General features: G+C 66.3%; 17 protein-coding genes. 12 read left to right on the top strand and 5 right to left on the bottom strand.

What is annotated here, in order from left to right; translation table 11 throughout:
• Window positions 1-116: 116 nt before the first annotated feature.
• The 3 genes from ACYVGS_RS06140 (at window position 117) to ACYVGS_RS06130 (ending at window position 5,096) form a co-directional block, all read left to right on the top strand.
• Window positions 117-971, top strand: a complete 855-nt coding sequence (locus tag ACYVGS_RS06140) for a helix-turn-helix transcriptional regulator (protein ID WP_460587785.1) — start codon at window positions 117-119, stop codon at window positions 969-971.
• A complete protein-coding gene (locus tag ACYVGS_RS06135; RefSeq protein ID WP_460587784.1) occupies window positions 968-2,578 on the top strand; it encodes a tetratricopeptide repeat-containing sulfotransferase family protein in 1,611 nt (536 codons plus the stop codon). Before ACYVGS_RS06140 ends, ACYVGS_RS06135 begins: the two co-directional genes overlap by 4 nt.
• Window positions 2,579-2,735: 157 nt before the next feature.
• On the top strand, window positions 2,736-5,096 hold the full coding sequence (locus ACYVGS_RS06130; protein WP_460587783.1) for a TonB-dependent receptor: 2,361 nt from the start codon (window positions 2,736-2,738) through the stop codon (window positions 5,094-5,096).
• Between the two features lie 57 nt (window positions 5,097-5,153).
• Here the strand turns inward: ACYVGS_RS06130 and ACYVGS_RS06125 are convergent, their stop codons facing one another.
• Entirely contained in the window at window positions 5,154-6,509 is a 1,356-nt protein-coding gene (locus ACYVGS_RS06125) for a glutamine synthetase family protein (RefSeq protein ID WP_460587782.1), read from the bottom strand.
• 164 nt (window positions 6,510-6,673) lie between these two features.
• On the opposite strand from ACYVGS_RS06125, the gene ACYVGS_RS06120 reads away from it, so the two are divergent.
• The 5 genes from ACYVGS_RS06120 to ACYVGS_RS06100 all read left to right on the top strand — a co-directional run bounded on the left by ACYVGS_RS06120 (window position 6,674) and on the right by ACYVGS_RS06100 (window position 11,292).
• Window positions 6,674-8,041, top strand: coding sequence for a PLP-dependent aminotransferase family protein (locus ACYVGS_RS06120; protein WP_460587781.1), 1,368 nt, complete (start codon window positions 6,674-6,676; stop codon window positions 8,039-8,041).
• 62 nt (window positions 8,042-8,103) lie between these two features.
• Window positions 8,104-9,477 carry an APC family permease gene (locus ACYVGS_RS06115; RefSeq protein ID WP_460587780.1) on the top strand — a complete coding sequence of 458 codons (1,374 nt, stop codon included), beginning with the start codon at window positions 8,104-8,106 and terminating at the stop codon, window positions 9,475-9,477.
• A gap of 81 nt (window positions 9,478-9,558) precedes the next feature.
• Window positions 9,559-10,143 carry a nuclear transport factor 2 family protein gene (locus ACYVGS_RS06110; protein ID WP_460587779.1) on the top strand — a complete coding sequence of 195 codons (585 nt, stop codon included), beginning with the start codon at window positions 9,559-9,561 and terminating at the stop codon, window positions 10,141-10,143.
• Between the two features lie 112 nt (window positions 10,144-10,255).
• A complete protein-coding gene (locus tag ACYVGS_RS06105; RefSeq protein ID WP_460587778.1) occupies window positions 10,256-10,795 on the top strand; it encodes a DUF2878 domain-containing protein in 540 nt (179 codons plus the stop codon).
• On the top strand, window positions 10,792-11,292 hold the full coding sequence (locus ACYVGS_RS06100; protein ID WP_460587777.1) for a chalcone isomerase family protein: 501 nt from the start codon (window positions 10,792-10,794) through the stop codon (window positions 11,290-11,292). Before ACYVGS_RS06105 ends, ACYVGS_RS06100 begins: the two co-directional genes overlap by 4 nt.
• Before the next feature lie 26 nt (window positions 11,293-11,318).
• Here ACYVGS_RS06100 and wrbA read toward each other — a convergent pair whose 3' ends face one another.
• Window positions 11,319-11,924: an NAD(P)H:quinone oxidoreductase gene (wrbA, locus tag ACYVGS_RS06095; protein ID WP_460587776.1), complete on the bottom strand. Its 606-nt coding sequence runs from the start codon at window positions 11,922-11,924 to the stop codon at window positions 11,319-11,321.
• A 112-nt stretch (window positions 11,925-12,036) separates the two neighbouring features.
• Window positions 12,037-13,308, bottom strand: coding sequence for a 3-deoxy-D-manno-octulosonic acid transferase (gene waaA / locus ACYVGS_RS06090; RefSeq protein ID WP_460587775.1), 1,272 nt, complete (start codon window positions 13,306-13,308; stop codon window positions 12,037-12,039).
• Window positions 13,309-13,438: 130 nt separating this feature from the next.
• Between waaA and lpxL the strand changes: the two genes are divergently transcribed.
• From lpxL to ACYVGS_RS06070, 4 genes are read left to right on the top strand one after another with little or no spacing between them, the layout of a single operon-like run.
• Window positions 13,439-14,380: a lysophospholipid acyltransferase family protein gene (gene lpxL / locus ACYVGS_RS06085; RefSeq protein WP_460587774.1), complete on the top strand. Its 942-nt coding sequence runs from the start codon at window positions 13,439-13,441 to the stop codon at window positions 14,378-14,380.
• Window positions 14,381-14,384: 4 nt separating this feature from the next.
• Window positions 14,385-15,293 carry a lysophospholipid acyltransferase family protein gene (locus ACYVGS_RS06080; protein ID WP_460587773.1) on the top strand — a complete coding sequence of 303 codons (909 nt, stop codon included), beginning with the start codon at window positions 14,385-14,387 and terminating at the stop codon, window positions 15,291-15,293.
• Complete coding sequence (locus ACYVGS_RS06075) at window positions 15,290-16,144, top strand: glycosyltransferase family 2 protein (RefSeq protein WP_460587772.1); 855 nt, start codon at window positions 15,290-15,292, stop codon at window positions 16,142-16,144. Before ACYVGS_RS06080 ends, ACYVGS_RS06075 begins: the two co-directional genes overlap by 4 nt.
• Window positions 16,137-17,282, top strand: coding sequence for a glycosyltransferase (locus ACYVGS_RS06070; RefSeq protein ID WP_460587771.1), 1,146 nt, complete (start codon window positions 16,137-16,139; stop codon window positions 17,280-17,282). Before ACYVGS_RS06075 ends, ACYVGS_RS06070 begins: the two co-directional genes overlap by 8 nt.
• Before the next feature lie 107 nt (window positions 17,283-17,389).
• Here ACYVGS_RS06070 and ACYVGS_RS06065 read toward each other — a convergent pair whose 3' ends face one another.
• Window positions 17,390-18,085 (bottom strand): BUD32 family EKC/KEOPS complex subunit, encoded by a 696-nt coding sequence (locus tag ACYVGS_RS06065; RefSeq protein WP_460587770.1) that lies wholly within the window; start codon window positions 18,083-18,085, stop codon window positions 17,390-17,392.
• A 1-nt stretch (window position 18,086) separates the two neighbouring features.
• Window positions 18,087-18,818, bottom strand: a complete 732-nt coding sequence (locus ACYVGS_RS06060) for a protein kinase family protein (protein WP_460587769.1) — start codon at window positions 18,816-18,818, stop codon at window positions 18,087-18,089.
• Window positions 18,819-18,860: the final 42 nt, after the last annotated feature.

Here is an 18,860-nt window from a genome sequence, read left to right as displayed (position 1 = left end):
TTGCCCCTGGAGTATCAAGGCTTGCGCTCCTGTCACCGCTTGCGGCTTTTGTGATTTCGCCGCGGCAGCGGTTATGATGCCTGTGTTGCGATGATAGCACGGTAAGTGGCCCGCCCATGGCAGAGGATCCCCAGTACCACGCCCATCTGGCCTCGCTGATCGACAGTGTGGGCAAAGCGCCGTTTCCCGGGCGGCTGGTCTGCACCCTGAAAACCCTGGTGCCCTTCGATGACGCCACGGTACTGGTCTACCCGGATACCGACCTGCCAACCGTGGCCTACTTCGAGGTCCCCGCCCATCAGCAGCGTTCGACCCTGGATGTTTTTGTCGCCGGGGCCTTCCTCCTCGACCCCTTTTACCTGGCCGCCACCCGGGACCGTCGTTTTGGCGTCTTTCGCCTGCGCGACCTGGCACCGCGGGGCTTTCAGGACAGCGAGTACTATCGCGCCTGGTACCGCAACTGCGGCTACCAGGACGAGTGTGGCTTCCTGCTGCCAAACGGCGACAACGGCTTCATCAACATTGCCCTGGGGCGCACTGGCGCCGGCAGCCGCTTTCATCACGCCCAGGTGAAACGCCTGGCCGCGATATACCCGGTCATCGAGACACTCTGTCAGCAGCATTGGCAGCGCAGCGGCGAACCCGCCCCCGCGGGCAGCGTCAACCTGCGCGCCCAGCTGCACAGCGCCCTGCGCGATTTCGGCAGCAGCCTGTTGACCGAACGCGAGGCCCAGGTGGTCAACCTGATCCTGCACGGACACAGCACCCGAACCATTGCGGACAAGCTGGGCATTTCCGTGGAGACCGTCAAGCTGCACCGCAAGCATGCCTACGCCAAACTCGAGGTCAGCTCACAGGCGGAGCTGTTCTACCTTTTTCTCGATTCCCTGATGAGCGCCGGCAACTACCGCGGCGGCGACACGCTGGTGGCCTACCTGCAACCACCGGCGCCAAAGCGCGGCACCGCATGAGCCGCGTGGAGACCCTGCAGAGGCTGCTCGATCGCGGCTTCGCCGCCCTGTCACGGGGAGACCTGGACACCGCCGGCCGCTGCTGCCGCGAGGCCATCGGGCAGCAGCAGGACCTGGTGCCGGCGCATTTCCTGGTGGGGCTGGTGGCGCTGGAAGCGCGGGATCGTCCCACGGCCTTCAGCGCGTTCCAGTCGGTGGTGCGGCTGGACCGCGACCACGCCGCGGCCTGGGCGCAGCTGGCGCGCCTGTACCTGGGTGAAGGCCAGGTGCGACTGGCGGATGCCGCCCTGCGGGAAACCCGGCGACTGCAGCCCGACGACCCCGTGGTGCTGGACCTGGTGGGTATCGTGCTGTCGCAGATGGGCGAGCACGGCGCCGCTCAGGCCTTCTTCGCCCGGGCCAACACCCGTCGCCCGGGGCACCCCCCGTTCATGCTCAACCTGGCCAACAACCTGGTCTACCACGGCGATACCGCACGCGCCGACCAGATCTTCCGGGACATTATCCACCTGCAGCCGGACAGCCCCCAGGCGCACTGGGCCCTGGCGAGCTCGGTCAAGGCCCGCGACAGCCGTCACATCGAGACCATGCAGCAGCTGCTGTCGCGCCGCGGCGGCAACCCCCGGGCACGGGCGTTCTACCACTACGCCATCGGCAAGGAATTCGAGGACCTGCAGCAGTGGCCGGAGGCTTTCGCCGCTTTCAGTGCCGGCGCCGCCGCGCGCCGGGGCACCGTGGAGTACGACGAGAGCGCGGAAGTCGCGTTGTTTGAAGCGCTGGAGAATCTCTTTACCCCCGAATGGCTGGCAGCCCAGCCCCCGGGGGACCCCGACCCAGGCCCGATCTTCGTACTGGGGCAACCGCGTACGGGCACGACCCTGGTGGAGCGCATCATCACCAGCCACTCCCAGGTGCACTCCGCCGGCGAGCTGCAACAGTTCGGCCTCGCCCTGCGCCGACTCAGCGACTACCGCGACCCCCGGCGCTTCTCCGCCGAGCTGTTCCGGCGCGCCGCGGAGCTCGACCCACGCGCCGTCGGCCGGCTCTACCTGCAGACCAGCGCGCGCATGCGCGGCAACACCCCCCGCTTCGTCGACAAGCTGCCGCAGAACTATCTGCTGCTGCCGCTGATCCTGGCGGCCCTGCCCAATGCCCGTATCGTGCACCTGGTGCGCGACCCCATGGACGCCTGCTTCGCCAGTTTCAAGCAGCTGTTCGCGGATGCCTACCTGCACTCCTACGACCAGGGGGAGATGGCCCGTCACCATGCCCGCTACTTCCGGCTAATGCAGTGCTGGCGGGAGCGTTTCCCCGGGCGCTTCCTGGACCTGCGCTACGAAGACGTGGCCCGGGACCTCGCCCCCCACGCCCGCCAGCTGATCGAGTTTCTCGGTCTGCCCTGGGAAGACGCCTGTCTCGACTTCCACCGCCAGGACAGCGCCGTCACCACCGCCAGTGCCGTCCAGGTTCGCGAGCCCGCGCACACCCGCTCCATCGGCCGCTGGCAGCGTTACGCCGATGCGCTGCAGCCGATGCGCCAGACATTGGCCGCAGCCGGCGTGCCCGAAAGCCTGGATGCAGCCACCCCCATGGGGGTATACCCATGACCACTTCAGCGTTTTACGGTTTCACAAACCTGTCGCCGCAGCTTGCATGGAAGCCCCTGGCGCACTAAAAAGAACAGACGGCAAGGCAGTTACAAGAACAGATTCGTCGGCGCGCCCGCAGGCCACCACGACAACAACACTGCACACAGGGATAGTCATGACCGCAAACAATGCTCACCGGATGGCTTTTCGGCCCCGCCGTCGCCACCTGTCCACCGCCATTGCCAGCGTGCTGCTGGGCTCTGCCACCTCGCTGCCCCTGCAGGCACAAACCCTGGAGGAGGTGGTGGTCACCGCCACCAAACGCAGCGAATCCGTCCAGGATGTGCCCCTCGCCATCACCGCCCTGTCGGGCAACTTCGTCAACCAGGTCAACCTAAATGACGTCAAGGACCTGGTGTCCTACACCCCAGGGGTCACCGGCAACAGCCAGGACAGCTACATCGACGCCATCAGCGTGCGGGGGGTGCGTACCCAGGACTTCGGCGTGGGCGGCGACCCCTCTGCGGCCTTCTTCAAGAACGAGCTTTACGAGGGTCGCAACGGCTCGGCGGTGACCAGCCTGTACGACATGGATCGCGCCGAAATCCTCCGCGGCCCCCAGGGTTTCCTGTTCGGGCGCAACTCCATCGGGGGTGCTTTCAGCGTGCACACGCGGCGCGCCGAGCTGGGTGACAAGGTCACCGGCTACGCCGAGCTGGATATTGCCGAGCGGGGCCGGCGCACCTTCGAGGGCGCCATCAACCTGCCGGCCGGAGACCACTTTGCCCATCGCCTCTCCGGGTATTACTCGGAAGAGGACGGCTTTGTCGAGAATGTATTTCCCGGCTCGGAAGACCTGATCGAACACGAGAAGTGGGCCCTGCGCTGGTCCACGCAGTACCAGCGCGACCGGCTCTCCGTGCGCAGCATGGTGGAGTACGAGGATCGCCAGCAATCGGGTTCGGTGTATCGCGCGGTAGACCAGGGGGACATCTGGGAGGCTTTTGACACCGCCCTCGGTGGCGTGCCCCTGGGCGGCAGCGACGAGGACGTGGATATCGACCGCACCAGTGGCGACAACGACGACGCGGATATTCTCACCCTGGGGCTGCACGTCGACTACGACTTCGATTTTGCCACCCTGACCTCGAACACCGGCTACAAGGACCACGACTTCTACTACAACGAGGACTACGACGGCACCCCGCTGAACATCAACGATTATCGCCAGGATCAGAGCGGCGATTACTTCCAGCAGGAGTTCCGTCTGACCTCCCGCGAGCAGGGCCCCCTGAGCTGGTACGCTGGCGTGTCCTACTACGAGGAGTCGATCGACGCGCGCTTCCGTTTCTCCGGCCGCGAAGACTACTTCTGCCAGTACTACGGCTACTACTACAACTACGGCATGACCTTCTCCGGCTGCCAGGAGCTCTACGCCTACTACGGCTCGGCGTTCACTCCTTCCGCCGACGGCCTGCTGACCGAAACCGGGCGCATCAAGGGCGACTACTCGGGCTGGGCCGGTTACGTGAATCTGGCCTATGACATCACCGACACCCTGCAGGTGGAAGCGGGTGTGCGCTATACCCAGGACGACAAGGACTTCGCCATTGCCGTGCCCACCCCGGAAAGTGAGCTTGGGCCCTACTGGGCCTACGGATTCTCCACGGCAGAGTTCATCGAAGGCAGCGAAAGCTGGGACGACGTGACCACGCGTTTCATCGTCAAGTGGCGGCCCACCGCGGAACGGATGTTCTTCGCCAGCTATACCGAAGGCTTCAAGTCGGGGGGCTTTGGCAGCTTCAACCTCGACAACAACCCCGCGGGGGAGCCCGCCATCGGCAATGTCGACATCGTCCAGGCGGACGGCTTTACCCCCAACGTGTTTGACCCGGAAACCGTCGATTCCTGGGAGCTCGGCTACAAGGACACCCTGTGGGACGGACGCGCCAACCTCGACCTGACCGCCTTCTACTATGAATACGAGGACCTGCAGGTGGTCACCTTCGACGGCGGCGCCTCCCTGGTGGAGAACGTCGGCCAGGTGGAGGCCTGGGGCCTCGAAGGTGCGATCACCACGCGCCTGAGTGATCACTTCGATCTCTACCTGACCGCCGGTTACCTGGATTCGGAGGCGAAGGAACTGCAGGCGATCTGTGGCCTGGAAGACGTCAATGGCTGCGAGGGCAGCTCGCTGTTCTGGGCACCGGAATGGTCGGCAGCGGCGGTACTGAGCGCAAACTTCCCGGTGGCGGGCGGCGCCATCACCGGGAGCCTGGAAGTCTTTTACGAAGATGAGCGTGGCGGTGGCTGGGAAGATCTCGCGGTCACCAAAATCGACAGCTATGCCGAGTCGGCCCTGCGTATCGGTTTCGAGTCAGAGCAGAACTGGTTTGTCGAGGCCTACGTGGAGAACCTCACCGACGAGTTCACCTGGGATGGCCAGAACAACAACGGCGGACTGATTCCCGCGCACTTCTTCGGGCCCAAGCGACCGCGCACGGTGGGGATGCGCCTGGGCATGACCTGGGACTGACGGCCAGGACCACCCGGTCCAGGCCGGGTGGTATGTCAACGGCCAGGGCTGCGCCGCCTACAGGGTCGCGTCGTACTCCAGTGCCGTGACCTGGCGGTCGAAATCGTCCATTTCCTGCTCTTTCATCTGCGTGAACACCCGCTGGAACTCCGGGCCGAAATGCTCGCGGATGAAATCGGCGTGTTCAAAACGCTGCAGGGCCTCGGGCCAGTGCCGCGGGAGGCGCTCCGCGGACTCGTCGTAGGCATTGCCCTGCAGCGGTTCGGGCGCGTCGAGATCACCCTCGATGCCTTCCAGCATGCCCGCGAGCATCGCCGCGATCGCCAGGTGGGGATGAGCGTCGGCACCCGCGACACGGTGCTCGATGCGGGTGGCCTCGGGGGTGTCCGCGGGCACCCGGATCGCCGCGGTGCGGTTTTCATAGCCCCAGCAGGCTGCCAGCGGGGCGTGGGTGCCGCGACGGAAGCGCCGGTAGGAATTCAGGTGCGGCGCGAACAGCAGCATGCTGTCGGGCATTGCCCGCAGGCAGCCGGCCACCGCCCGGGCCAGCAGCGGCGTTCCCTGCCGGTTGCCGCTATCAAATACGTTCCTGCCCTCGGTGTCGAGCAGGCTGCAGTGCAGGTGCATGCCATTGCCGGACAACTCCCCGAAGGGCTTGGCCATGAAGGTCGCCAGCAGACCGTGCTGGCGCACCACGCTGCGAATTACCCGGCGCAGCATCACCGCCTGGTCGGCCGCCAGTAGCGCGTCGTCACAGTGATACAGGTTGATCTCGTACTGGGAGGGCGCGCCCTCCTTGATCAGCGTATCCACCGGCAGCTGCTGGACCTGACAGGCATCGCGGATGTCGTGCATCAGTTCGGCCACGTCCGCCATCGCCTCGATGCCGTAGGTCTGCCCCGCGGCCAGGCGTCCGCCCACGCAGTCAGTCTGGGTGTGACCCGGCCGGCCCAGGGCATCCGGCTCCTGGCGCAACAGGTAGAACTCCATCTCCGTCGCCACCACCGGAGTCAGGCCACGCTCGGCGAAGCGCTCGAGAACCCGGCGCAACAGATAGCGCGGGTCCAGCAGGCAGGGCGTGCCATCGGCCTCGTTCATGGACATCAGTACCTGCCCGGTGGCGCGGGCCGCCCAGGGCACCCGCACCAGGGTGCGGATGTCCGGCTGACAGTGGCCGTCGCCATCACCGCCACCAAACACCCAGCTTTCGATATCCCGGCCCCAGACATCGAAGGCCACGGAGCTGGCGGGCAGCTTGATCTCGCCGGCAAACAGCTTGTGGATCTTGTCCCGGGTAATCCACTTGCCGCGCAGCCCACCACCAATATCGGGCAGCATGACCTCGAACAGCTCGATGTCCGGATGCTGATTGAGGAATGCCTGGAGCTGTTCACTGCTCGCTGTATCGCTCATGCTGTCTCCACTGTTGACTCTTGAACCGAGGCCGGGCACCACTTTAGGGTAGTTGCCTGCCTTCCAGCCTGTGCCAGAATGCCTGACATCCGTATTAAACACCGCGGCCCGCCGGCTTCGCCATACTCGCCGGACGGGGCCCGACCACGCAACCCGAGGTGCCCATGAATCACGTCGCCGACGCCACCACCCTGCGCCAGCACGACCGCTCACACCACTTGCACCCGTTTACCGACCTGCGGGACTACGCCGCTCACGGTGGGCGCATTGTCACCCACGCCGAGCATATCTACATCCACGATGCCGAGGGCAACCGGATGCTCGACGGCATGTCCGGGCTGTGGTGCTGCAACCTGGGCTACAGTCAGCACCAGATCGTCGAGGCAATCTACCGGCAGCTGCAGGAGCTTCCCTACTACAACAACTTCTTCCGCTGCGCCAACCAGCCCGCCGTGGAGCTCGCCACCCTGCTGGCCGAGGTCACGCCGGCGGATTTCAATCACGTCTTCTTCACCAACTCGGGCTCGGAGGCCAACGACACCAATATCCGCCTGGTGCACCGCTACTACGACCTGCTCGGCAAACCGGAGAAGAAACTCTTCATCAGTCGCAAGAATGCCTACCACGGCTCCACCATCGCCGCCGGCAGCCTCGGTGGTATGAAGGCCATGCACGACCAGGTGCGCGGCCTGGACTACGTGCACCACATCAACCAGCCCCACTGGTTTGCCGAGGGGGGCGACCTGTCTCCCGAGGACTTCGGTCTCAAGGTGGCCCGGGAGCTGGAACAGAAGATTGACGAGCTGGGCGAGGACAGGGTCGCCGCCTTCATCGCGGAGCCGGTGCAGGGCGCGGGCGGGGTCATCATACCCCCGGACAGCTACTGGCCGGAAATCCAGCGTATCTGCGACGAGCGCGATATTCTGTTCATCGCCGACGAAGTGATCTGCGGCTTCGGCCGCACCGGCGAGTGGTTCGGCAGCCAGACCTACGGCCTGAAGCCCCACCTGATGACCTTCGCCAAGGCCATCACCAATGGCTACATTCCCCTGGGTGGCGTCATGGTGGGCGACCAGGTGGCGGAAGTCCTGCTCAGCCAGGGCGGCGAGTTCGCCCACGGCCTGACCTACTCGGGCCACCCCGCCGCCTGTGCCGCGGGCATTGCCACCCTGCAGACCCTGCGCGAGACCGACATCATCGCGCAGGCCGCCGCACAGATCGCGCCGCACCTGCAGTCGCGACTGCGCGAACTGGCGGACCACCCCGTCGTCGGCGAAGTGCGCGGCCGCGGCATGTTCGCCGCCGTGGAGCTGGTGCGGGACAAGGGCTCCCGGGAACGCCTGGCCCCCGAGTCCCAGGGCGCGGTCTACTGCCGGGACCGCGCCAACAGCAACGGCCTGATGGTACGCCAGACCGGGGATGCCATGATCATGGCCCCCCCACTGGTGAGCCGACGGGAGGAAATCGACGAGCTGGTCGACAAGCTGCACCAGGCACTCGACGAAACCGCTCGCCACTACGGCGTGAATTGACCCCTGACACCCGGCCACGCGCCGGGTGTTTTGTTTCTGGCCTCAGCCCGGGAAGCCCCGCGATGACAGCAACCGTTCCACACGTCAAAACCCTGCGCCAGCGCGACCTGGTCCTGTTCACCGTCTCGGCCATCCTGCTGCTGGATACGCTGACCGCCGCGGCCTCGGTGGGCACTCCGGCCCTGTTCTGGTGGCTGTTCCTCGGCCTGGTATTCTTTCTGCCCTTCGCCTTCATCAGCGCCGAGATGGGCTGCAGCTACCCCGAGCAGGGCGGGATCTACGCCTGGATCCGCGATGCCTTCGGCGGCCGCTGGGCGTCCCGAGCCACCTGGTGCTACTGGGTCAATACCGCGGTCTGGCTACCGGCCATTTTCATCCTCTTCGCGGGTATCTTTGCCCAGCTGTTTGCCCCGGGGCTGGCCCTGCACTGGCAGATCCTGATCGGACTGGGGCTGACCTGGCTGGCGGTGGCGGTCAACATCGTCACCCTCGAGGTCGGCAAATGGATTCCCAACCTCGGCGCCATTCTCAAGGTGCTGATTTTCCTGACCATTATCATCGGCGCCCTGGTGCATGTCAGGGCGCATGGCATGGCCAACCCACTGACCCTCGCCAGCATCACCCCGGACTGGAGCAGCAGCCTGCAGTACATTCCGGCGATCATCTACGGCATGCTCGGCTTCGAGCTGGTCAGTGCCGGCAGCGCGGAGATGCGCAATCCGGCCAGGGATGTCCCCCGCGCCATCCTCATCTCCGGCAGCCTGATCCTGTTGCTGTACACCGGGGGCACCCTGGCGGTACTCGCGGCGATTCCCACCGCCGACATCAACCTGGTCGAGGGGCTGGTGGATACCCTGCGGCTGTTCTTCGCCGGCAGCCCGGCCGGAAGCCTGCTGGTCACCGTACTCGGCGTCTGCGCCCTGTATACCTTTTTCTCCAATGGCGTGACCTGGGCGCTGGGCTGTAACCGCGCCGCCGCGGAGGCGGCCCTGGAGGGCGAACTGCCGCGCGTCTTCGCAGTGGAGCACCCCACCCTGGGCACGCCGGTTGGCGCCGCCGTCCTCATGGGGGCTGTCAGTAGCACGGTGCTGATCCTCTACGGCTGGCTCTCGGTCAGCAACGAGGATCTGTTCTGGGCCCTGTTCGCTTTCAGCGCGGTGATCTTCCTGCTGCCCTACCTGGGCATGCTGCTGGCCTTCCTCCGCCTGCGCGAGACCGACCCGGGCCACGCGCGGCCCTGGCGGGTTCCCGGCGGAGCCGCCGGGGCCGCCATCTGTACCTGGCTGTGCCTGCTGGTCTTGGTGCTGGCCATCGCCCTGTTCCTGTACACCCCGGAGGTCGGGGTCGAGTGGGCCGTACTGGCCGGCGTGGTGGTCACGCTGCTGCTGGGGGAAGCGGTGATTCGCCGGGCGGAAAAGCACCGGCGCCTGGCCTGACTATTCAGTCTGACAGCGGATGACCGTCGCTCGCGCCGACCGTACACTGGCCGGATAACGCATCGATACAGGAGCAAGGGCATGAGCGAGCAGCGACAGAAACTGAACCGGCAGACCATGGGCATCACCGAGGGCCTGCCCCTGGAGGCCACCGGCACCGATATCGAGGGCCTGCGCCGGGATATCCAGCGGCTTATGGATATCGAGGCCATCAAGCAGCTGAAACACCGCTACTTCCGCTGCATCGATACCGCCAACCTGGAGGAGCTGGCCGAGCTGTTCCACGATGATGTGAAAGTGCATTTCATCGGCGGCACCTACGAATGGAAGGTCGATGGCAAGGCCGATTACATGGGCAACATCGGCAAGTCCTTCCACAACCGATCCGTCGGCCACCACAACGGCCACCAGCCGGAAATCCAGATCCTCAGCGAGAACGAGGCCACGGGCATCTGGTACCTGGCCGACCACATGTGGCAGCTGGACTACAACAGCCTGACCACCGGGACCGCCATCTACTGGGACCGCTACGTCAAGGAGAACGGCCGCTGGCTGATCATCGATACCCGCTACGAGCGGCTCTACGAGATCAACGAAACCCTGCCCGCCGAGCCGCGACTGAGCTCCCACTATCTCGGGGCTCACGGTACACCCGCAGAGCAGTGAGCGCACCCGCCGCGCAGCCTCTGGCGCTGCGCGGCCCCGCAATCCAGTTACCGGCGTCGGGCGTACTTACCTGCAGATTTGCTGCGAGGTAGCCGATGTGCCCGCCGACTCCATGATTCTGTCTCCCCCACGCGCGCAAGCCCTGGCGGAGCGCCCCTGGTTCAACGCCCTGTGGTTCCAGACCACCTGGTTCTGTACCGTGCTCGGGCGCGACGCACTGCTGCCGGCAAGCCTGGCACTGATCGCCCTGCATCTCTGGCTGGTACCGCGGCGCGGCAGGGAGCTGGCACAGCTGGCCCTGCTCGGGGGCCTGGGCATGCTGCTGGACACCGCGCTCAGCCTGACCGGGGTCTTTGTCTTCCCCGGGGATGTGATCCTGCCCGCCTGGCTGGCCTGCCTGTGGCTGGCCTTTGTTACCACGCCGGGGCGCAGCCTGGCTTTTCTGGCACCCCGCCCCTGGTTGATCGCTGTGCTCGGGGCCCTGGTGGTCCCCTTCAACTACTACGCCGGCTCACAATTCGGTGCGGTCAGCTTTGGTGTGCCGGTCTGGCAGGCCCTGCTGATCATGGCGCTTGCCTGGAGTCTGCTGCTGCCGGCACTATACTGGCTATACGGACGCCTGTTCGCACCCGGGGAGGAACGGCTGCCATGAGGGTCTTGCGATGCGGAATTCTCTGCCTGCTGATGCTGCCAGCACTCGGCCTGGCCAACGTTCCCTCCGGACTGCAAATGGTCGGGGAAGCGCGGCTCTCCGTGCTGTTCTGGCAGGTCTACGATTCCCGGCTGTTTACCGAAACCGGGCGCTATCGGGAGGGCGAGCGCCCCCTGCGCCTGGAAATCGAGTACCTGATGGATATTCGCAGTGATGCCCTGGTTGAGCAGACCGCGGAGGAATGGGACCACCTCGCGGTTGACCACCCGAACCGGGACGACTGGCTGCAACGGCTGGGCGAGCTGTGGCCCGATGTATCAAAGGGCGACACCATCACCCTGGCACTGGACACCGAGAACCGGGCTCGCTTCTATCTCAATGGTGAGCTGCTCGGGGACATGAACGATCCCGACTTCGGCGAACACTTCGTCGCGATCTGGCTCTCGCCCGACACCAGCCGTCCCAAATTGCGAGAGGCACTGCTGGGAAGTCTCTGAGCAGTGCCTTCTCGCCGGCGGAAATCTCAGCCTTGCCCCACAAGGCGACGGGCGATATCGGCCACATGACGCCCCTGGAAACGCGCCATGGCCAGTTCCTTGTCCGAGGGGCTGCGCGATCCGTCTGAACCGGCGAGGGTTGCGGCGCCCAGCGGCGAGCCGCCGCGAGCCTCACTGATATCCGTGGCTTCCGGGATGGCGTAGGGCATACCCACCACCACCATCCCGTGGTGGAACAGGGTGGTATGGAAGGACTGAATGGTGGTTTCGTTGCCACCGCCGGTGCCCGTACTGGTGAACACGCTACCGACCTTGCCGATGAGAGCGCCTTTTGCCCACAGGCCACCGGTCTGATCGAGGAAATTGCGCATCTGGGCGGCCATGTTGCCGAAGCGGGTCGGCGTACCGAAGATGATGGCGTCGTAGCCTACCAGCTCCTGGGGATCGGCAAGCGGTGCATCCTGGTCGAGTTTGAAGCCGTTGCGTTTTGCCGACTCCTCGGAAACCAGCTCGGGGACTCGTTTGAGTACCACCTCGACGCCCTCGACGGCCCCCGCGCCCTCGGCGACCGCACGGGCCATGGTTTCCACGTGGCCGTAGGTCGAGTAATACAACACCAGGACTCTGCTCATGACACTTCTCCTTTGTTCACAATGACGGGTCAGCACGACCACGAGATAATGAACTCAGAGTAAAACACCAGAATTCCGATAAAAAACACAAAAAAAGGCGCAAAGCTTTCGATTAAGGCGAACCCTGGTTCAGCAATCCCGAAACACCCGCGACCACGCGGTCCAGCGCACCGCGATTGGCTTCCACGACCGCCAGTGCCCTGGCGCCCTGCTCCCTGGCCTCCTGCGGATTGCCCAGCAATCGCAGCAGCACCTGCGCCAGCGACTCGGCATCGGTCACCACGGAGAGGGCCCCGCCCGCCGAGAGTGCCGCATAAACCGCCTCGAAATTGAACACGTGCGGACCAGAGATCACCGGCAAACCCCAGGCCGCGGGCTCCAGTGGGTTGTGACCGCCGCGGTCGATCAGGGAGCCACCGATAAACGCCGCGTCGCTGGCGCCGTAAAGCTGCATCAGCTCCCCCATGGAATCTCCCAGGTAGACCTCCGCCGTCTGCGCATCCTCGCCGCGCGAGCGGCGCGCCAGGCGCAGGCCGGCCCCCTCCACCAGTGCCGCGACCTGGTCGAAGCGCTCCGGATGCCGCGGCACCAGAATCAACAGCGCATCGGGATGACTGGCCAGCAAGCGCTGCTGCGCCGCCAGCAGGAGTTCGGACTCCCCGGGGTGCGTGGAGCCCGCCACCCAGACCGGACGCTGCTCGCCCAGTTGCGCGCGCAATGCTGCCGCGGCCTCGCGCAGGGCCGGCTGCACCGCGATGTCGTATTTCACCGTGCCGGTCACCGCGACCCGGTCTTCCGGGGCCCCCAGGGCCAGGAAGCGGTGGGCATCCTCCGGCGCCTGGGCGGCGATCCAGGCCAGGTCCTGTAACAGGGGTCGCACCAGGGCCGCCACCTTGCGGTAACCGCGGGCCGACCGCTCCGAAAGCCGGGCGTTGACCAGGGCAACCGGTACGCCCCGGGCCCGGCTCTGGGCAATCATGTTGGGCCACAGCTCGGTTTCCATGATCACCAGCGCCCGGGGCCTGACCCGGTCGAGAAAGCGCCGAACCGAGCCCGGTGAATCCCAGGGCGAATAGGCATAGCGCACCCGCTGGCCAAACAGTGCGCGGGCCCGCTCGCGGCCGGTGGCGGTCATCGCCGTCAGCAATATCGGCTGCTCGGGGTGGCGCGCCAGCAAAGCCTCCACCAGGGGAGCGGCGGCAATGGTCTCCCCCACCGAGACCGCGTGCACCCAGATCACCGGCTGCGGGCTCCGCGGCACCAGACCGAGACGGTGCTGCCAGTCGCGAAGCAACTCCCGCTTGCCCAGACCCTGCCACCACAGGCGCAGCAGGATACAGGGGAGCAGCAGTCTGACCAGCAGTGAATAGAGCGCGCGGGGCATGGCACTTCCAATGGAACGTGTCAGCGCATTCTACCCAAGGGAGTGCCGTCTCGCCTGCGAGGAATGTCACAATCCCGCAGTGCCCTGTTACACTCTGCATCCCCCACAATACCGAGAGACCCCGCCCGACGTGAGCAAGCGCCGGCCCCGCAATACGGACTATCGCGCCTACCTGGCTCCGCGCTGGTGGCCTACCTGGCTGCTGGTGGGGCTGATGTGGTCCCTGGCGCGTCTTCCCCTGCGCGTGCAGTGGCGCCTGGGGCGCGGCATCGGCACGCTGCTCTGGCATTTGCTGAAGCGGCGGCGCCATATTACCGCGGTGAATATCCGGATGTGCTTCCCCGAGCTGTCCCCCGGGGAGCAGTCCGACCTGGTAAAACGCGCCTTCCAGTCCAACGGTATCGGCCTGCTGGAGCTGGGGCTGGCCTGGTTCCGCGACCCGCGGGACTTCCTGGCGGTGACCCGGGTCCACGGTCTGGAACACGTGGAAGCTGCCCTGGCCCGCGGCAATGGCATCCTGGTGCTCGGGGCGCACTACAGCAGCCTGGATCTCTGTGGCACCATCATCACGCAATACATCGAGGCGGACGTGATGCAGCGCGACCATAACAATCCCCTGCTGAACGCGGTCATGACCCGCGCCCGGGAGCGCCACTACGGCGCGGCCCTCAGTGCCCGGGACCTGCGCGGCCTGCTGCGGCGCCTGAAAATGAATCGAACCGTGTGGTATGCCACCGACCAGGACTACGGCCGCAAGGGCATTGTCTTCGCGCCCTTCTTCGGTGTGCCCACGGCCACCATTACCGCCACCTCGCGCATCGCCGAACGCAGCGGCTGCCAGGTGCTTCCCTTCAGCCACTTCCGCCGCGAGGATGGTCCGGGCTACGACATCTACTTCCACCCGCCACTCGAACACTTTCCCTCGGGGGACGACCTCGCCGATGCCACGCAGGCCAACGCCGCCCTGGAGCGCGAGATCCGCCGCCACCCGGCGCAGTACCTGTGGATGCACCGGCGCTTCAAAACCCGCCCCTCCCGGGAGGATCCCGATCCCTACCGGCGGGGGGCCTGAATACATGGCGATCAATCGCGGCACCCTGCTGATCGGGCTGATCCGCACCCTGGGCAAGCTCTCACTGCCCGCGGCCCAGCGCCTGGGCCGGGCCGCGGGCTGGCTGATGAGTCACCTGCCCACCCGCGCCCGCAAGGTGACCATCACCAATCTGCTGATTGCCTTCCCGGAACTGGATGATGCGGCGCGGCGTCGCCTGCTGCACGACAGCCTGAGCCACACCGGCCAGACCGCCCTGGAAATCCCGCTGATCTGGGAGTGGCCGGTAGAGCGCTGCCTGGAGCTGGTGCGGGAAATCGACGGCGAGGAGCACCTGGAAGCTGCCCGGGCCGGTGGCCGCGGCCTCATCCTGCTGTCTCCCCACCTGGGCAACTGGGAGCTCTGCGGGCTGTACTTTTCCTCCCGCTATCGCATGGCGGCCCTGTACAGCCCACCCCACATCGAGGAATTCGAGGACTACATGAGCAGCGTGCGCGGCCGCCTCGGCTCGCGGCTGGTCCGCGGCGACCGCCGCGGCCTGGCACACCTGATCGGGCTGCTGCGCGAAGGCGAGGTCACCGGCATCCTGCCCGACCAGAGCCCGCGGGGCGCCGGGATGGCCTACGCCCCCTTCTTCGGCATGACGGTGCGCACCATGACCCTGGTGGGCAAGCTGATCCAGAAGTCCGGCGCGGTGCCATTGATGACCTGGTGCCAGCGCCGCCCGGATGGCCAGGGCTTTACCCTGATGGTGCGGCCCTGCGAGCCGGGTATGGATGACCCGGACCCGGTGCTGGCCACCACCGCCCTGAACCGCTCGGTGGAAAACTGCGTGTGCCTGGCGCCGGCCCAGTACCAGTGGGAATACAAGCGTTTCCGCCACCGCGAGCCGGGCCAACCCAATCCCTACAACCCGAAGCAGCTGTGCCGATGACACCAGCGAGTGCCACGGGGCCGCGCCAGATTGGCGTGGTCATCACCACCTACAACAGCCCGCGCTGGCTGGAGAAGGTCCTGTGGGGCTACGAGCACCAGGAGGACAGCGAGTTCACCGCGATCGTGGCCGACGACGGCTCCGGAGCCGAGACCGCAGCGCTGATCGAGCGCTTTCGCGCGCGCGGCCGCCTGCGCCTTGTGCACGAATGGCAGGCCGACGAGGGCTTTCGCAAGTGCCGCATCCTCAACCAGGCCATCGCCAATACCGACTGCGACTACCTGATCTTCACCGACGGCGACTGCATTCCGGAACCGGGCCTGATCCGCACCCATCGCCAGCTCGCGGCGCCCGGCCGGTTCCTCTCGGGGGGCTATATCAAGCTGACCCTGCCGGTCTCCGAATCCCTCGGGGAAGAGGATATCGCCAGCGGCGCCTGCTTTGACCGCGACTGGCTGGTGGCGCGGGGTCAGCCGCGCAGCCACAAACTGTGGAAGCTGCTGCAGGCTCCCTGGAAAAAGCGCTGGCTCAACCGCCTGACGCCGGCCGCCGCCAGCTGGAACGGCATGAACAGCTCCACCTGGACCGCCGACCTGCGCGCGGTCAACGGTTTCAACGAAGACATGCAATACGGCGGGCTGGACCGCGAACTGGGGGAGCGGCTGTGGCACTACGGCCACCACTCGCGGCAGATCCGATACAGCACCGTGTGTCTGCACCTGGACCACCCCCGGGGTTACGCGAAGCCGGAAATCTGGGCCCGCAACCGCACCATTCGCGACGCGGTGAAGCGCGAGAAACGCTGGTGGAACCCCAATGGCATCCTCAAGCAGGCGACCCCGGATGGCTGAACGCCAGCGCACCCTGGTCATCGTCCACAGCCTCAAGCTGGGAGGCATGGAGCGGGTGGCGGTGAACCTGGCCGAAGCTTTCGCCGAGGCCGGCCACGACAGCCACCTGATGAGCTGCCGGCGCGCCCACCGCGAACTGACGGTCGACCCGCGGGTGACCCTGCATGTGCACGACCAGTTGCGAGCGCTGCTGTTCTCTGTCGTGGGTATCCCGGTCTTCCTGGTTTCCCGGCTGCTCCTGGGCGTGCTGCTGCCCCGCTCCCACTTCATCTGGACCGGCTGGCTCGGCGGCTGGCTGCTGACGCGCAAGATCCGCCGCCTGGAGCGCCGGCACGGACGCTTCGACCGCATCATCTTCCGCGGCCTGGGCACCTTCAAGTATTTTTGGGGCTTTCGCGACCCCCGCTGCCGCTACGTGCTGGAAAACGTCATCCACCACGACCGTCCCGCCTGGCAGAAGCGCTGGGAATGGCGACTGGTCTTCCAGGAACGCAAGCTGGTGTGCGTCTCCAGCGGCGTGCGCGACTCCGCTCGGGCCGCCTTTGAGCAGGGCGGTATCCGGCCCGCCAGCCTGCAGGTGATCACCAACCCCTGTCCGATAGAGACCATTCGCAGCCTGGCCGGTGAGGCTGAGCCGGACCTGCCTGCCGAACCCTATATCGTCAATGTAGCGCGTCTGGTACCCCAGAAGGGCCACGCCCTGTTGTTGGAGGCTTTTGCCCGGGTGCGCACGGCGCACTCGCTGGTGATTGTGGGTGACGGCGAACTGCGGGAGTCACTGGAGGCAAAAGCCCGCAGCCTGGGTATTGCCGACCGGGTGCTGTTCGCCGGCAAGCGCAGCAATCCCTACCCCTGGATGGCCGGGGCCGACCTCTTCGTGCTGGCCTCGGAATACGAGGGTCTGGGCATCGTGCTGACCGAAGCCCTGGCCTGCGGTACACCGATCCTCTCCGTGGATTGTCCCGGGGGCGTGCGCGATGTGTTCCGCGGCGAACTGGAAGCCTTCCTCTCCCCGCGCACCCCGGAAGCGCTCGCCGCGCATCTGCAGTCGAGCCTTGCCCGCCTGCCAATCCCGGTGAAAGACGACTGGCTGGCGGCGTTTCAGCCGGAGCATATCGCCCGCCAGTTCCTGGCCTGAGCCTGCCGGAAAACGCCGGCTCCTGATCATTAACGGGGGCCACCGCGCCGTGCACCTCGTACCGCCAACCCCCAAGACCTCAGGTCGAGCAGGACGGACGCGCGACCTCAATCAAAGCGCCGGCGAACCACCTGGCCGCGCCGGGCCCGCTTGTCCTCGGCGCGACGTTGCCAGGCCTCTGCCCTGCGGTAAAAGTCCGCCGCCTGCCAGGCCCTGCGCAAGGCCTCGGGGGCGCCCTCCAGGTAGGCCGCCTCCAGCCGCTCGCGCATGGCTGGCTCCGGCAGCCGCGAGGCGATATTTGCCAGATTGTCGACGGCCTGCGCGGGGGCAAGCGTCCCCCCCGTGACCCGAATGTCGTCCTCGTCCACCAGGACCAGATCGCCCGCCGGTCCCGCCAGGAAGTTGGTGAGATTGCCGTCCGGCTGCAGGATACCCAGCGCATGGACACGCGCCATCAGCTGCCCCAGGGTATCGATTAGGGCCGACTGGTGATCCGGTTGCTCCTCACTCGCACGCAATACCTCCCGCAGCGGGCGGTGATCCGGCAAATAACGGGTCCCGAAGCCGAAGCAGCCCGCCGCAGACACCCAGCCGGAGTAAACAATCGGCGGCACCGGTGCACCCAGACGGCGCAGACGTCGACCACCGCGATGGGCTCGCCACCAGTGCCAGAGCCCCCACAGGGGGCGGTGATAGCACTTGAGTGCCATGCTTTCATCGCCCAGGGTAGCCCGGCGGGTGATACGGCTGCGGCGCGTGTTCGCATGCAACTCCTCTTCGAGGCGGATCCCGGCCGGCCGCATGTCAGTCCTGACCTGTCGGTTCGGCGCGGTAACCCGCCAGCAGACACTGCCAGAGCCGCTGACGACTGCGCTCGGACAGCTGTTCGCAACGCTTGTTCACCGAGCGATAGAGGCGGCGCAGATTGCGCCGCTGCCAGAGTGTGTCGCGGCGGTTGGGTGCGCGCAGGCAGCAGCGGTCGAAGTCGATCAGGGAAACCGTTTGCCCGGCCACCAGGATGTTGTCGCAGTTGAGGTCGCGGTGGTCCAGGCCGGCGTCGTGAAACTGCCGCAGTACACGCCCGACCTCCTCCCAGAGCTGCGGCTCGTCCAGCCGCTCCTGCTCCGGCAAGGGGCTGGCGCCCGGCAGCCGGCGCAGCAGAATACTCGCGCGATAGGTCAGGCCGCTGCGGCAGGCCAGGGCGGCAATCGGTTGCGGTACCGGTAATCCCAGGTCATGCAGGCGCTGCAGCAGGCGGAACTCGGCGTGGGCCCGCGTGTGCCGGTAGCCCAAAAACAGGTAGCCACTGCTGCTGAAGCGGGCCGCGATACCGCCGCGCCGGTAGCGGCGCAGCACCAGCTCTCCCAGCGGCGTCTTGACGAACCAGGCACCGCCGCGCCCCCCGGTCACTACCGGCCTGGCACGCCCCTCCCAGTGGTCGGGCCGCAGCCAGCGCCGCGACACCTCCTCCAGGGACCGATCACGCAGCAGCAGACAGCGTCCCGAACGCACCAGCTGCTCTGTCTCTGTCGCCATGCAGCGCCCCGATCAATACTCCGCGCGGCGAGAGCCAAGACC

This window comes from Haliea atlantica (assembly GCF_054779855.1).
The sequence above is the reverse complement of the archived record's forward strand: the minus strand, read 5'-3'. Positions and strand labels throughout refer to the sequence as shown.

Bases quoted from the DNA above. Each gene is read 5' to 3' on its own strand.
- ACYVGS_RS06100 (WP_460587777.1), top strand. From the start codon at position 10,792: ATGAGGGTCTTGCGATGCGGAATTCTCTGCCTGCTGATGCTGCCAGCA.
- ACYVGS_RS06080 (WP_460587773.1), top strand. From the start codon at position 14,385: ATGGCGATCAATCGCGGCACCCTGCTGATCGGGCTGATCCGCACCCTG.
- ACYVGS_RS06130 (WP_460587783.1), top strand. From the start codon at position 2,736: ATGACCGCAAACAATGCTCACCGGATGGCTTTTCGGCCCCGCCGTCGC.
- waaA (WP_460587775.1), bottom strand. From the start codon at position 13,308: ATGCCCCGCGCGCTCTATTCACTGCTGGTCAGACTGCTGCTCCCCTGT.
- wrbA (WP_460587776.1), bottom strand. From the start codon at position 11,924: ATGAGCAGAGTCCTGGTGTTGTATTACTCGACCTACGGCCACGTGGAA.
- ACYVGS_RS06105 (WP_460587778.1), top strand. From the start codon at position 10,256: ATGATTCTGTCTCCCCCACGCGCGCAAGCCCTGGCGGAGCGCCCCTGG.
- ACYVGS_RS06110 (WP_460587779.1), top strand. From the start codon at position 9,559: ATGAGCGAGCAGCGACAGAAACTGAACCGGCAGACCATGGGCATCACC.
- ACYVGS_RS06070 (WP_460587771.1), top strand. From the start codon at position 16,137: ATGGCTGAACGCCAGCGCACCCTGGTCATCGTCCACAGCCTCAAGCTG.
- ACYVGS_RS06115 (WP_460587780.1), top strand. From the start codon at position 8,104: ATGACAGCAACCGTTCCACACGTCAAAACCCTGCGCCAGCGCGACCTG.
- ACYVGS_RS06065 (WP_460587770.1), bottom strand. From the start codon at position 18,085: ATGCGGCCGGCCGGGATCCGCCTCGAAGAGGAGTTGCATGCGAACACG.
- ACYVGS_RS06125 (WP_460587782.1), bottom strand. From the start codon at position 6,509: ATGAGCGATACAGCGAGCAGTGAACAGCTCCAGGCATTCCTCAATCAG.
- ACYVGS_RS06120 (WP_460587781.1), top strand. From the start codon at position 6,674: ATGAATCACGTCGCCGACGCCACCACCCTGCGCCAGCACGACCGCTCA.
- ACYVGS_RS06140 (WP_460587785.1), top strand. From the start codon at position 117: ATGGCAGAGGATCCCCAGTACCACGCCCATCTGGCCTCGCTGATCGAC.
- ACYVGS_RS06075 (WP_460587772.1), top strand. From the start codon at position 15,290: ATGACACCAGCGAGTGCCACGGGGCCGCGCCAGATTGGCGTGGTCATC.
- ACYVGS_RS06060 (WP_460587769.1), bottom strand. From the start codon at position 18,818: ATGGCGACAGAGACAGAGCAGCTGGTGCGTTCGGGACGCTGTCTGCTG.
- ACYVGS_RS06135 (WP_460587784.1), top strand. From the start codon at position 968: ATGAGCCGCGTGGAGACCCTGCAGAGGCTGCTCGATCGCGGCTTCGCC.